This is a genomic window from Roseibium limicola, assembly GCF_017313085.1.
GTDB lineage: Bacteria > Pseudomonadota > Alphaproteobacteria > Rhizobiales > Stappiaceae > Roseibium > Roseibium limicola.
In genome coordinates this window covers 180,064-192,660 of record NZ_JAFLNF010000002.1, presented here as the reverse complement: position 1 = coordinate 192,660, position 12,597 = coordinate 180,064, and the positions used below count along the sequence as shown (strand labels likewise).

General features: G+C 59.2%; 12 protein-coding genes. 2 read left to right on the top strand and 10 right to left on the bottom strand.

The window, feature by feature from the left end; translation table 11 throughout:
• Positions 1 to 58: 58 nt before the first annotated feature.
• Positions 59 to 511 carry an Lrp/AsnC family transcriptional regulator gene (locus J0X15_RS04410; protein WP_206938525.1) on the bottom strand — a complete coding sequence of 151 codons (453 nt, stop codon included), beginning with the start codon at positions 509 to 511 and terminating at the stop codon, positions 59 to 61.
• Positions 512 to 640: 129 nt separating this feature from the next.
• Here J0X15_RS04410 and J0X15_RS04405 point away from each other — a divergent pair, with 129 nt between their 5' ends.
• Positions 641 to 1,636 carry a hypothetical protein gene (locus J0X15_RS04405; protein ID WP_206938523.1) on the top strand — a complete coding sequence of 332 codons (996 nt, stop codon included), beginning with the start codon at positions 641 to 643 and terminating at the stop codon, positions 1,634 to 1,636.
• Here the strand turns inward: J0X15_RS04405 and J0X15_RS04400 are convergent.
• The 3 genes from J0X15_RS04400 to J0X15_RS04390 are packed head-to-tail and all read right to left on the bottom strand — an operon-like array spanning position 1,633 to position 5,000.
• A complete protein-coding gene (locus J0X15_RS04400) occupies positions 1,633 to 2,208 on the bottom strand; it encodes a regulatory protein RecX (RefSeq protein ID WP_206938521.1) in 576 nt (191 codons plus the stop codon). The two genes, J0X15_RS04405 and J0X15_RS04400, sit on opposite strands and share 4 nt — an antisense overlap.
• A 35-nt stretch (positions 2,209 to 2,243) precedes the next feature.
• Positions 2,244 to 3,815, bottom strand: a complete 1,572-nt coding sequence (locus tag J0X15_RS04395; protein ID WP_206938519.1) for a DHA2 family efflux MFS transporter permease subunit — start codon at positions 3,813 to 3,815, stop codon at positions 2,244 to 2,246.
• A gap of 54 nt (positions 3,816 to 3,869) precedes the next feature.
• On the bottom strand, positions 3,870 to 5,000 hold the full coding sequence (locus J0X15_RS04390) for an HlyD family efflux transporter periplasmic adaptor subunit (RefSeq protein ID WP_209015077.1): 1,131 nt from the start codon (positions 4,998 to 5,000) through the stop codon (positions 3,870 to 3,872).
• 226 nt (positions 5,001 to 5,226) lie between these two features.
• Here J0X15_RS04390 and J0X15_RS04385 point away from each other — a divergent pair, with 226 nt between their 5' ends.
• The gene (locus tag J0X15_RS04385; protein WP_206938517.1) at positions 5,227 to 5,859 is read left to right on the top strand and encodes a TetR/AcrR family transcriptional regulator; all 633 of its coding nucleotides are present in this window, start codon (positions 5,227 to 5,229) and stop codon (positions 5,857 to 5,859) included.
• A 3-nt stretch (positions 5,860 to 5,862) separates the two neighbouring features.
• Here the strand turns inward: J0X15_RS04385 and J0X15_RS04380 are convergent, their stop codons facing one another.
• The 6 genes from J0X15_RS04380 to J0X15_RS04355 all read right to left on the bottom strand — a co-directional run bounded on the left by J0X15_RS04380 (position 5,863) and on the right by J0X15_RS04355 (position 12,465).
• Complete coding sequence (locus tag J0X15_RS04380; RefSeq protein WP_206938515.1) at positions 5,863 to 6,681, bottom strand: MBL fold metallo-hydrolase; 819 nt, start codon at positions 6,679 to 6,681, stop codon at positions 5,863 to 5,865.
• A gap of 9 nt (positions 6,682 to 6,690) precedes the next feature.
• Positions 6,691 to 7,494, bottom strand: coding sequence for a TatD family hydrolase (locus J0X15_RS04375; RefSeq protein ID WP_206938514.1), 804 nt, complete (start codon positions 7,492 to 7,494; stop codon positions 6,691 to 6,693).
• 127 nt (positions 7,495 to 7,621) lie between these two features.
• The gene (gene metG, locus J0X15_RS04370) at positions 7,622 to 9,178 is read right to left on the bottom strand and encodes a methionine--tRNA ligase (RefSeq protein WP_206938512.1); all 1,557 of its coding nucleotides are present in this window, start codon (positions 9,176 to 9,178) and stop codon (positions 7,622 to 7,624) included.
• A gap of 107 nt (positions 9,179 to 9,285) precedes the next feature.
• Positions 9,286 to 10,368, bottom strand: a complete 1,083-nt coding sequence (locus tag J0X15_RS04365; protein WP_206938511.1) for a DNA polymerase III subunit delta' — start codon at positions 10,366 to 10,368, stop codon at positions 9,286 to 9,288.
• A complete protein-coding gene (gene tmk, locus J0X15_RS04360; protein ID WP_206938510.1) occupies positions 10,358 to 11,044 on the bottom strand; it encodes a dTMP kinase in 687 nt (228 codons plus the stop codon). The genes J0X15_RS04365 and tmk overlap by 11 nt, the downstream gene beginning before the upstream one ends.
• Positions 11,045 to 11,112: 68 nt before the next feature.
• Complete coding sequence (locus J0X15_RS04355) at positions 11,113 to 12,465, bottom strand: D-alanyl-D-alanine carboxypeptidase family protein (RefSeq protein ID WP_206938509.1); 1,353 nt, start codon at positions 12,463 to 12,465, stop codon at positions 11,113 to 11,115.
• Positions 12,466 to 12,597: the final 132 nt, after the last annotated feature.

Genomic DNA, 12,597 nt, shown 5'->3' with positions numbered 1-12,597 from the left:
ATCAGATTCCGCCTTGGGTTGGCCGGAAGCTGCTGAGCACTGCTGCATGACTGGTGGCTCACACAGGAACAAATGTGGTCTCCTTTGCCGTGCGAATGACGAACAAGGTCGTGTAGCGCGCGACGTTGGCATCATCGCGGAACAGCCGGTCCGACAACGTGTCGAATTCTTCGATGTCCTTGAGCCGCAGCATCATGACCACATCGGTTGAGCCTGACACGCTGTAAGCCTGAACGACCGATGGCTCATCCTTCAAGGGTTCGAGAAACCGCCGCATCCACGTTTCACCGTGACGTTCCAGCTCAACCATCACCATGGCCTTGATGCCGCGATTGACCTTTGCCGGGTTGAGGATGGCGACAATCCTCTCGATCATTCCAGAGGCTTTCAGGCGTCGGATACGGCGCATGCAGCTGGATGGCGCCAGTCCGAGTTCGCCCGCAAGATCGGCATTGGTCCGCGACGCATCCGTCTGCAACAGATTGAGAATCGTGCGATCGATACGGTCCATGGTGATCTCGGTTATGCTAGGGCGATGAGCTGAGATTACTTTGCAATATTATTGCATCAACCTGCAAACTTTGATCATTAATTCCATTCGTTTCGGGCTATCTGTGTCGTACACACGAAGGAGGATCAGATGGCGAGCGTCGGTCGTTATATTGCGGAAAAAACACGAGAAACCATTGAAATTTATTGGGAATTGGTGCGCATCATCGTGCCGGTTGCCGTGGTTACTCAGGTTCTGGTGGAAACCGGCGCCATTCGGGCTGTTGCACCGGCCTTTGCGCCCTTGATGGAGCTTTATGGCCTTCCGCCTGCTCTTGCCCTGGCCTGGCTGACAAGCCTGTTGGTCGGTATTTGGGGCGCGGTGATCGTGGTCTTTGCCCTTGTCCCGGTCGAAACGCTTACTGTGGCAGACATCACGATCCTCTCGTCGCTGTTTCTCTTCGGGCATGCCTTGCCAGTCGAACAGCGCATCATTCAGAAAGCCGGTGCCGGGTTGATCGTCACGACCGTGCTGCGGCTTCTCGGAGGCATGGTGTTTGCTTTCCTGCTGCATATGGTCTTTCGCTCGACCGGATGGCTCTCCGAGCCACTGAACCCGACTTGGGTGCCCATGGCTGGCGATGGCGGCTGGAGCGGCTTTCTGCGTGGCACGATCGAGACGCTGATCAGCATGTTCGTCATTCTCTACGGCCTGAACATTTTCATGGATCTGTTCCGGCGTTCTGGTCTGATGGACCGTATGAACACAGTCATTGCGCCGTTGTTCGCCATTGCCGGACTGAAAAAACAAGCCCTGCCGATCACCGCCATCGGCATGTTTCTGGGCGTCTCATTCGGCGGTGGGTTGTTGATCCGCGAAGCGCGCTCAGGCGCTGTCGAGCCGCGTCAGGTGTTCCTGGCGTGTATCTTCATGGGCTTTACCCACTCGGTTATTGAGGACACGCTGGTGGTGGTGGCCATTGGGGCCGATTTCAACACGGTGTTCTTCGCCCGACTTCTGTTCGGCGTCCTTGCGACCGGTCTGATTTCAGTGATCATCGGCCGCATGCCGGATCGCTGGTTTGAGGCGCTGTGCTGCCATCACGCCGGAACTCGTAACGACAAGGTGGCAACAGCGGAGAGTTAATCCTCCGCCTCGCCCATGTCGTCATCGGCAACGTCGCCCAGCTCTTCATCAATGACCTGCCGCGCCAATCCGTAAGGGTACCCGGCGCGGCACAGGGCTGCCAGATCGCGCTGGCGTTTTTCCTCGCGGTTGCCGCTGGTGCGAAACGGCCCGAGCCTGCGGCGACGGGCATAGGTGCGTGCGGCTGCGATCTCGTCGGTTTCATCGGATTCCAGGACTTTGCCGATGGTGTCCCGGTCAACGCCATGTGCCCCCAGATAAGCGGCGATCTTGCGCTCTGACTGGCCCTTGCGGCGCAGACTGGTCAATTTGATCTCGGCATAGGTCAGATCATTAACGACGCCGGAGCGCTGACATTTTGCCACGACGGCATCGATCATCTCGGCGAATTCTGCCGGATCACGCTCATGTGCATGCGCTGCGCGCATGACCTTGCGCTCCAGCACGCCGCGCAGGTTCTGCGTCGAGGATGCATAGCGGTCGAGATAATGCAGCGCCTGACGAACCAACCGCTCTTCGGTCGGGATCCTGGGCTTTCTCGGCTGATTGTCGCGCGGCTTCTTCTCGGTCATATGAGGTGCAGGCTAAGACCGCAGACGGCTGATTTCTAGTGGCCGCCGCCACCGCCGCCAACCATCTTGGGCTTTTCGACAAAGAAAAGTGCCACAAGCAGCGTCAGGAACAGCATCGTCAGGATCATGAAGATGTCGGCGAAGGCCATGACGAAGGACTCGCGCGTGACGATGCCGGACAAAGCCTTGAGGCTGGCGGTGTCTGCGGCCTGACCGAGCGATGAATAGGCGTGATCCATCATGGCCTTGGTTTCCATCACCGTGGAGCGGGCCCAATTGAGGCTTTCTCCCAGGCGGGCATAGTGGAAGTCCTCGCGCTTGGTCAAAACCGTGCCGATGACGGCAAGGCCGACGGCACCGCCAAGGTTCCGGGTCAGGTTGAACAACCCGGATGCGTTCTTGATCATGTGCGGTGGCAACATGCCCAGAGCGATGTTGTTGATCGGAACCATGCAGATCATCAGGGACACACCACGCAGGATCTGCGGCACGAACAGCTCCCAGAAGTCCCAGTCGTGGGTCAGGCCGGTGACCATCCATGTACCGAGTGCAAAGCCTGCGAAGCCGATGCCCATCATGATGCGTGGATCGAGGATAGACATCAGCCGTCCTGCGATAGGCGCCGTCAGGAACATGGCCGCACCGGTGACAAACATGGTCTCACCGATCTGCAGCGAGGAATAGTCGCGCACCGCACTCAGATAGACCGGATAGAGATAGGTCAGGCCGTACAGACCGATGCCCATGGTGAAGCTGAAAAGGCTGCCCATGGCGAAGTTCTTGTTCTTGAAGGCCGACAAGTCGACGACCGGTTCTTCTGCCGTGAAGACCCTCCAGAAGAAGATGACCCCCGCTGTGCCACACGCCAGGGTGAAGAGCAGGATCTCCTCGCTCTGGAACCAGTCGTCGCCAGCCCCCTCCTCCAGCACGAACTCCATGCTGCCGAGGAACACCGCCATGGCGATGAAGCCGACCCAATCGAAGCGGTCGAACAGCGACCAGTCCGGCTCGTCGAAATCAATCAGCGAGATTGCGGCAATCGTCACGAAGATGCCCGGAATGACGTTGATCAGAAACAACCAGTGCCACGACCCCAGCTCGGTCAGATAGCCGCCGAGCGTCGGGCCAATGGTCGGGGCAAGCGTTGCCACAAGGCCGATCAATGGTGAAACCAGCGAGAACTTGCTGCGCGGGAAAATCAGGTAGGCAGAGGCAAAGACCGTCGGGATCATGCCGCCGCCGATGAACCCCTGCAGAGCGCGCCAAACAATCATTTCCTCGATGGTCGTGGCGGTGGCGCACATCAGGCTCATCAGGGTGAAGCCCCCGGCAGCAAGTGCAAACATCCAGCGCGTAGAAAGCATCCGGGACAGATAGCCCGACAGCGGGATCATGATCACTTCCGCAATCAGATAGGCCGTCTGAACCCAGGCGATATCGTCCTGTGATGCGCCCAGGCCCGCCTGGATCTCAGGCAACGACGCGGAAACGATCTGAATATCGAGGATCGCCATGAACATGCCGAAGACCATGCACAGGAACGTGAAAATCTTGCGGCCATCGAGGACGGGCTCGGCCGGCACTGCGGCAACGGATGCGGAGGACATTTGTCTGTCTTTTCGTGATGTGTTTCGGCCGGAAGTCCGGGACGGCGGGCGCGGTTAGTTCTGCAGCGCCACTTCCCGGCCATTGCCGTCAAGTTTGCCGGTACGGGTGTCGACGTCGACAACAACGGACATGCCCGGCCGGAGCGGATAGCGGGCCATATCCGGGTTCTGAACCGCGATCTTGACCGGGATCCGCTGAACAACCTTGGTGAAGTTTCCGGTGGCGTTTTCCGATGGCAACAAGGAAAAGACCGACCCGGTTGCCGGCGAAATGCTGGAGACCTGGCCGGTGAAGGTCATATCCGGATAGGCGTCGATGGTGATGGACACGGAGGCACCCGGCAGAACTTCGTCGAGCTGGGTTTCCTTGAAATTGGCATTCACATGGGCATTGGCGATGGGCACGATTGCCGCCACACGGCTGCCCGCCTGAAGGAACGAACCAACCTGCGCGGCCCGGTTGCCGACAACGCCGTCGACCGGAGCCCGCACCACGGTGAACTCAAGATCTCTCTCGGCCTTTTCAAGCGCGGTTTTTGCAGCCTGAACCAGTTGAATGGATTCCTTGCGCTGGCCTTTCAGGACAGCCACATTTGCCTTTGCAAGTTCAACGGCCGCCCGTGCCTTGTCGACATTCGCATCGGCGCCCTGCAATCCAGTGCGTGCGGTGTCGAGTGTGGCCTGGCTGGCAACGTTGCTCTTGGTCAGGCGGGTCTGACGATCAAAGGTCAGATTGGCTTCCTCGCGGCTGGCCTCTGTGACCCGCAGCGACGCTTCTTCTTCCGAAATGGAAACTTCAGCTGCCCTGATCTGATCGGTCATCCGTTCGACGGTCGCCTGAGCGGAGCCAAGACTGTCCTGGGCCGACTGTACCGCGAGGCGGTAGTCGCCATCCTCTATGCGGATCAGAACATCGCCGGCCTTGACCAGGCGGTTGTCTTCGACGGCTACATCCGTGACATAGCCGGATACCTTGGAAAGCACGGTGGTGATGTCGGCGCTGACATAGGCATCGTCGGTTGTTTCCATGAAACGGCCATGGGTCCACCAGGCGTGTCCCTCATAGACACCGGCTGTGCCGCCAATCACGACGAGAGCCAGCAGAATGAGCTTGCCCTTGCCTTTTTTCTTTGGAGCCTCGGCCGGAATTGCGTCATTGGACGGCTGAGTTTTTTCGTTAGACACTGATCATTCGCTTTCGTGCTGGGTCGATGCGCATCGCCTCACCAGGTGTGCCAGCATCAGGCCGCTTCAAAATTGGAAGCCTTCGTTCAAATCAAAGAGTGCAGGGTATTGACTGAACGGTTCGGTCAATGGATATATACGCAGGTAAACTTATTAGTGCAACGGCTTTGTTCCGGATTTTTCCGGCACGAGGTTAACGGAGCACAGAGACTGGATACGCCCCCCGATGACGGACAAAACCATAGAGCAGCCGGATGACAGCGAAGCGCCGAAGCGTCGTCAGATCATGGAGGGCGCAAGGGCGGTTTTTCAGGCCAATGGATTTGACGGTGCCTCGATGGAACAAATCGCCAAATCCGCCGGGGTTTCCAAGGGAACGCTCTATGTCTATTTCGCCAACAAGGAAGAGCTGTTCAAGGCGTTGATCCTGGCTGAACGGGTCATTCAGGCCGATGCCAGCCTTGCCGAGGAAAGCTACCCGGAGCCGGTCGAAGAGCTGCTTCAGAAGATTGGTCAGAAGTATCTGAAAATGTTTCTGCGACCGGAAAAGCTGTCGACCCTGCGCATGGTGCTCGGCGCAACCGACAAGTTTCCCGCGTTCGGCGCCCTGCTCTTTGAAGCCGGCCCTGTGTCCGGTCGCATGCGGCTGGCGCGGATCATCGAGGCGAAATGTGCCGCCGGTGAACTGAAATGCGATGATGCTTTTCTGGCCGCCAACCAGTTCGCGGACCTCTGCGGCAGTTTCCTGACCCAAAGGTCGATGTTCCTGATCGATCAGAAGATCACCAAGGCGGAAGTCGACAAGAATGTCACATCGGCGGTGCGCGTTTTCCTCGCCGCCTATGGGGCAAAAGCCTGAGACTCAGTGTTGTTCAGGAACGCTGAAGGTCAGTTGCAGTCCGTCAAAAGCCGGATGAACGGTCTCAGGAGTCATCTGATCGAGTTTTTCATAGTCGAGCGCATTATGCAGGTTCGTCAGGATGGCGTTGGCCGGACGCAGGCGTGAAATCCACTCCAGCGTCGTTTCCAGATGAAAGTGACTCGGATGCGGCGTCGGACGCAAACAGTCGAGGATCCACAGTTTCAGGCCGGCAAAGGCAGAGACAGCCGAATCCGGGATATCCGAGACGTCTGGCAGATATGCAACATCGTGGAAGCGGAAGCCAAAGGCCGCGATCTCGCCATGGATGACTTCAACCGGTAAAAGCTCGATCGTCCCGCCCTTCCCCGTGATCGAGATTTCCTCTCCCGGCACCAGCGGCTGGCGGGCCAAAATCGGCGGATAATTGGACCCTTGTGGGGTTTGAAAACAATAGCCGAACGACTGCTGCGCGCGCTCATAGGTGTAGCCGCCCATGTAGACCGGGATCTTGTCCCGCTGCAGCATTGCGAATTGGCGCAGGTCGTCGATGCCGTGCAGATGGTCGGCATGGGCGTGAGTATAGATCACCGCGTCCAGACGCGAGACACCAGCCTCAAGCACCTGTTGGCGCATATCCGGCCCGGTGTCGATCAACACGGTGGTGGTGCCGTCCTGCCCGCTGCGTTCCAGCAGGATCGAGCAGCGCAGGCGCCGATTTTTCGGGTTCGTCGGGTCGCAATCACCCCAGTCGTTGCCAATACGCGGAACGCCGCCGGAAGAGCCGCATCCGAGGATCGTGATCTTCAGCTCATCGCTCATGCGGTTTCCTTAGGTGCGAACATGGGCAAATTCTGCGGGCACAGGCACCTTCTTGAAAAGGCGGAAGAAGTTCTCGGTGGTCTGACGGGAGATTTCTTCCAGCGAAACACCGCGGGTGTCTGCCAGGGTCTGTGCCGTCATGGCGGTATAGGCCGGTTCGTTGCGCTTGCCGCGACGTGGCTGCGGCGCCAGATACGGAGCGTCAGTTTCCACCAGCAGGCGGTCGGCCGGCAGTTCGCGAGCAATGTCGCGCAGCTCTTCCGAGCGCTTGAAGGTCAGAATACCGGAGAAAGATACATACAACCCAAGCTCAATGCCCTTGAGCGCCAGATCACGACCGGACGAGAAGCAATGGAGAATCGCAGGGAAGGTGCCCTTCCCCATTTCCTCTTCAAGGATTGCGGCCATATCGTCGTCGGCATCGCGGGAATGGATCACCAGCGGCAGGCCCGTCTGGCGCGCCACTGCGATGTGGGTGCGCAGGCCTTCCTGTTGGGCTTCCGGCTTGGCGTGATCGTAGAAATAGTCGAGACCGGCTTCGCCGATGGCCACCACTTTCGGGTGCTCGGTCAGGGCGATGATTTCTTCTGCGGGAATGCCGCGCTCTTCATCCGCATTGTTGGGATGGGTGCCGACCGAGCAATAGACCTGCTCATGCGCGTCGGCGAGCGCGCGGATCTGGTCGAACTTGCGCACCCGGGTGCAGATCGTCACCATCAGCTTGACGCCTGCCTCGTCTGCTCTTTGGAGCAGAGCCTCCCGTTCGCCGTCGAAATCGGGAAAATCAAGGTGGCAGTGGCTATCGACAATCATGGAAGCTTCAAGGGTCCTGTGTGGGCGTGCGTCCGTCGCTGTGGAAACCGGGAGAGCGATCTGCAACGGGAGACGTGTCAGACGGGAGATGTGCCGGGCACACCTCCCTATTTAGGGAGCCGATGGCTCAGGCGCCAGTCTCTTCCGGCTCGACAAACCGTGGAAAGGCTGGCTGCGGCTTGGGAATGTCCGTTCCCGGCGTCAGACGGTGCGCCGACCCCAGCTTGTCAAAGGAACGGGCATCTGCAGGCTGACTCAGGTTGTCGAGCATCTTTTCGGCGGCGCTTGGCGTGACACATTGAACCAGAATGGCAACCTGACGGATAATCTCGGCCGTCACGTACAGCACAGTTCCCATACGCTCCGGATCGGTCTTCTTCAGAGCCCAAGGTTCTTGCGCTGCAAAGTAACGGTTGGCTTCGCCCACAACGGCCCAGATGGCATTCAGCGCAATGTGGATTTCCTGCTTGCCCATGGCCGGGCGACAGATTTCCAACAGCGCATCGGTCTGCGTCAACATTGCGCTGTCTTCATCGGACAGGTCGCCCGGCTGCGGGGCCTTGCCGTCGCAGTTCTTGGCGATCATCGACAGGGACCGGCTGGCGAGGTTGCCCAGGTCATTGGCCAGATCCGCATTGATCCGGTTGACGATGGCCTCGTGGCTGTAGTTGCCGTCCTTGCCAAAGGGCACTTCACGCAGGAAGAAGTAACGGGTCTGGTCCAGGCCGTAGGTCTCGATCAGATTGAACGGATCGATGACGTTGCCGACCGACTTGGACATCTTCTCGCCCTTGTTGAACAAGAAGCCGTGTGCAAAGACGCGCTTCGGCAGCGGCAGACCGGCCGACATCAGGAAGGCTGGCCAGTAGACGGCGTGAAAACGGATGATGTCCTTGCCGATGATGTGGGCGTCAGCCGGCCAGTTGTGCCAGAGCTCATTGTCCTCATCGGGAAATCCCAAACCGGTGATGTAGTTGGTCAGGGCGTCGACCCAGACGTACATCACATGCTTTTCATCATCGGGAACCGGCACACCCCAGTCGAAGGTGGTGCGGGAGATCGACAGGTCCCGCAGCCCCCCCTTGACGAAGGACATGACTTCGTTGCGGCGCTCGTTCGGTCCGATGAAATCCGGCTGATCTTCATAGAGCTTCAGCAGCTTGTCTGTGTATTCCGACAGCTTGAAAAAGTAGCTTTCTTCCTCCACCCACTCGACCGGCGTGCCTTGAGGGCCATAGCGGACGCCGTCTTCGCGCTCTTCGGTTTCGTCGGCCTGATAGTAGGCTTCGTCGCGCACCGAGTACCAGCCAGAGTAGCTGTCCTTGTAGATGTCGCCATTGGCGGCCATCCGGCGCCAGATTTCCTGGCTCGCCTTGTAGTGGCGTTCCTGGCTTGTGCGGATGAAGTCGTTGTTGGTACAGCCCAGGGCCTCGACCATCGCTTCGAAGCGGTCGGAGTTGCGGTCGGCCAGCTCGCGGGCGGTAATGCCCTCCTTCTGAGCCGTCTGCAGCATCTTCTGACCGTGAACGTCGGTGCCGGTCAGGAAGTAGACATCCTTGCCGTCAAGACGCTGAAACCGCGCCATGACGTCGGTCGCAATGGCCTCATAGGCATGCCCTATGTGGGGAACGCCGTTAGGATAGGAAATAGCGGTGGTGATATAGTAGCTGTTTCGGTCGGTCATGACGCCCTGAGCAAGTGAAAACCTGGCTTGAAAGTTGGAAAAACAGATGAAGTGGCAACGGAGCGAGCGGCCGGTTTGGTTAAGCCGCTCGGGCTTTCATTCGGACTTCAAGACGGCATTCGCATGAGCTTGGAGAGGTTCCGAAACACGTCTAGGACCACCTGTTTTCGATCGAGATTGAGGGCCTCGGCATCCGCCGTGGCGCGGTTGGTCTTTTCCCATAAGTCCGCCCAGCTGGCAAGCCGCGCCGGTCTCTGACCGACATCCTGACGCAGGCGTGCGTGGATCCACTGTCGGCTGACATGATGAAAGTTCTGCCAGTTGTCATCCTTGCCGCGCGCAGCCACCAGATCGGCCAGGGCATGCAGCTTGCCAACGTCAATGTCCGGGGCGGTTTCTGCCAGCTGCGTGAATCCGGTGTTGATGGTCAGTCCATCGCCGCTCAGAAGACCTAATGCGGAGCGCAGACTGCCATCGGCAAACTTCAACAGATCTTGCAGGGCCTTGGGATTTTGAGGCAAATCGCCCGGCGCCAGAGCATTCAAGCCGCTCTGAATATCCTCAGGAGCCAGCACGGGCATATCAATCCGGCGGCACCGCGATCGGATGGTCGGCAGCAGCCGTCCCGGTGCATGCGACAGGACGAGGAAAAGACAGCGCGATGGCGGCTCTTCCAGGATCTTCAGCAGCGCATTGGCGGAAGAGATGTTCATATCATCAGCCGCGTCTACGATGCAAATACGCCAGGCCTTATCGGAGGCCGTGGTTCCAAAGAAAGCAACGGTGCGGCGGACTTCATCGACCGGCAATTCCGTCTTGAAGCGCTTGGTCTTCTCGTTCCACGGGCGGCGCAGATGCAGCAGGTTGGGATGCGCACCGCCGGCGATTTGCCGGCTGACCGTATGGGTCGGATCCAGATGCAGGCTCGTTGCGGCGCGCACCTCGGGTGAAAACCTGTCGGAATTGGCCATCACGAAGCGCGCAAAACGAAATGCCAAAGTTGCCTTGCCAATGCCTTTTGGACCGCCGAGGATCCAGGCATGGTGCAGGCGTTCCGAACGATAGGCCGCCAGCAACTGCTGTTCGATCTCGCGGTGGCCGTAAAGCTGCGTCTGTTCACGCGGCAAGGGCATGCCGGGCAGCGCGTCAACTTCAGGCGTTTCTGTGATTTCCAGCGGTTTACGCGCCATCGGAGGCAACCTCACCGTCAACGGCCGATGTTGGCATCAGCTCATCGCCAAAAATTGCAAGAACCGCCAACCAGATGGCATTGGCCACATCATCCTGACCCTGAGCGCCGTCGACAACGACAAACCGATCCGGTTCCTTCTCCGCCAGATCGAGAAACAACGCCCGGCGACGCTCATGGGTCTCCAGCGTGTCGGTCTCAAAACGATCGGGGGCATCGGCTCCAGCAGCTGACCGGTTGGAGACCCGTTGCAGGCCTATTTTCGCCGGCACGTCGATCAGCACTGTAATGTCTGGTCGAATACCGCCAACGGCAGCGGTTTCCAGCAGGTCGAGATAAGCCGGATCAACGCCGGCTTCGCCCTGATAGACGCGGGTGGAATCGGAAAAGCGATCGCAGAGTACCCATTGGCCCCGCTTCAGTGCCGGTTCGATGGTGGTGTCGACATGATCGGCACGGGCGGCGGCGAACAGCATGGCCTCGCCACGCGGCCCAAGCTGACGAGCCTGTCCGCTCAACAGGATCTCGCGGATTTTTTCGGCGCCGGGCGAGCCGCCAGGCTCTCGCGTCACGATGACAGGTTTGCCGTTGTCCTCCAGATGACGGCTGAGCCGTTTGATCTGGGTGGATTTACCGGCACCCTCTCCGCCTTCAAAGGTAATGAACCGTCCGTACACCGGGGACCCTCGTGATAAAGCTGCCGATGCGTTCCGGCACTTGTGTCTTGCGGTTGGCAATTTCCGGCCTAGAACCAGCCGAACAGGTATTCCTTGAGCGTCGAAAGCGCGCGCACCTGCAGATCGCCGCGCGCCACATCGTTCTGGGTGACAACCGGTTGGCGATGAACAATGCCGTTGGCGCCAATCACCCGCAATTCACCGACTGGCGTGCCAGCCTTGACCGGCGCCTTCAAGGGACCGGAATAAACAACCCGGATGCGATAGTCCAGCGTACCGGCACGGGGCAACAGCACCTCAACCGGCCTTGTCGGCGCCAGGGCGACAGTTTCGTCCAATCCGCCGAAAACGCGGGCCTCGGCCACCAGATCACCGGCCTCGAACAAGCGCTTGTTGGCAAACACCTCCAGCGCGTCGTCAATCAGCCCTTTCAAGGTGGCAGAGCGTGCGGCGGCACTTGGTGTTCCCGCAGTTACGGCGACAAACCTCAGGCCATCGCGCAACACGGTGCCAAGGCCCGAGTAGCCGTCCTTTTCACTCTGTCCTGCTCCCAGCCCGTCCAGCCCGCGTACATCGCCCAGAAGTGGGTTCTTGTTGCGCTGATAGATGTTGTTCCAGGTGAAGCTTTCTTCGCTGAACATGCCAAACTGGCGGGCGTGATGGCGCAGCAGATACAGCGCCAGCCGGGCCATGTCGCGCGCAGTGGTATGTGCCCAGGCTTCCGGGGGCTGCTGTGTATCTGTCGCTTCGGTGTTGGCGCCTGGGCTGGTTTCAGGCTCAAAGCCGGTCGGATTGACAAAAACGCTGTCCATCATGCCGATGCGGCGGGCCACAGAGGTCATGCGCTTGGCAAACGCTGATTCCGAGCCGTCGATGCACTCGGCCAGAGCGATGGCGGCATCATTGGCGTTGTGGATCACCAGGCCGCGCAGCAGATCGGCGACCGGGATCTCCGACTTGACCTCGGCAAACATCGTGGTTCGGCCTGCCGGAGCGCCGCCGGTGCGCCAGGCATGAACGCTGACGCGGCAGATCTGGCTTTCGCGCAGCGCGCCCTGTTTGATGGCATCGAAGACGGTGGCGGCAGCCATGATCTTGGCCAAAGATCCGGGCGCGAACGGTTGATCGGCGGCCTTTTCAAACAGAATGGTGCCGGAGGCCAATTGCCCGGTGCTGATGCTGCCGCTGGCGGCGGCGGGCTTCTGCAAGGTTCCGACTTCCAGATCCGGATCAAGCACGAAGAGAAAGCCGATGGGGGCTGTGGTTTCCAGTGCCTCAACCTTGAGCGGAGCTGTAAGGCACAGCCCGCAAGCCAGTACAAGCGTCTTGGGAAGGTGCTTGAACAGATCCGCAAACGCGACGCACGCCAGGAAAGCAGGCAGGACGCCGAAAGCCTGATGTTTGGCAGAATTTACGCCCATCGCGCCTTGTTCAAACTCCGCTCGCTTTAAACACAAGGCTCATCGGAACGCCCAACTGTGGGATCCTGATTCTGCCGTTGGCGAAGAATGACCTGACGGGCCTTGCGGTTTCAAGACCCAAAACCCGTCAGT

Coding starts and splice junctions, on each gene's coding strand:
- J0X15_RS04410 (WP_206938525.1), bottom strand. CDS start 511: ATGGACCGTATCGATCGCACGATTCTCAATCTGTTGCAGACGGATGCG.
- J0X15_RS04405 (WP_206938523.1), top strand. CDS start 641: ATGGCGAGCGTCGGTCGTTATATTGCGGAAAAAACACGAGAAACCATT.
- J0X15_RS04400 (WP_206938521.1), bottom strand. CDS start 2,208: ATGACCGAGAAGAAGCCGCGCGACAATCAGCCGAGAAAGCCCAGGATC.
- J0X15_RS04395 (WP_206938519.1), bottom strand. CDS start 3,815: ATGTCCTCCGCATCCGTTGCCGCAGTGCCGGCCGAGCCCGTCCTCGAT.
- J0X15_RS04385 (WP_206938517.1), top strand. CDS start 5,227: ATGACGGACAAAACCATAGAGCAGCCGGATGACAGCGAAGCGCCGAAG.
- J0X15_RS04380 (WP_206938515.1), bottom strand. CDS start 6,681: ATGAGCGATGAGCTGAAGATCACGATCCTCGGATGCGGCTCTTCCGGC.
- J0X15_RS04375 (WP_206938514.1), bottom strand. CDS start 7,494: ATGATTGTCGATAGCCACTGCCACCTTGATTTTCCCGATTTCGACGGC.
- metG (WP_206938512.1), bottom strand. CDS start 9,178: ATGACCGACCGAAACAGCTACTATATCACCACCGCTATTTCCTATCCT.
- J0X15_RS04365 (WP_206938511.1), bottom strand. CDS start 10,368: ATGGCGCGTAAACCGCTGGAAATCACAGAAACGCCTGAAGTTGACGCG.
- J0X15_RS04355 (WP_206938509.1), bottom strand. CDS start 12,465: ATGGGCGTAAATTCTGCCAAACATCAGGCTTTCGGCGTCCTGCCTGCT.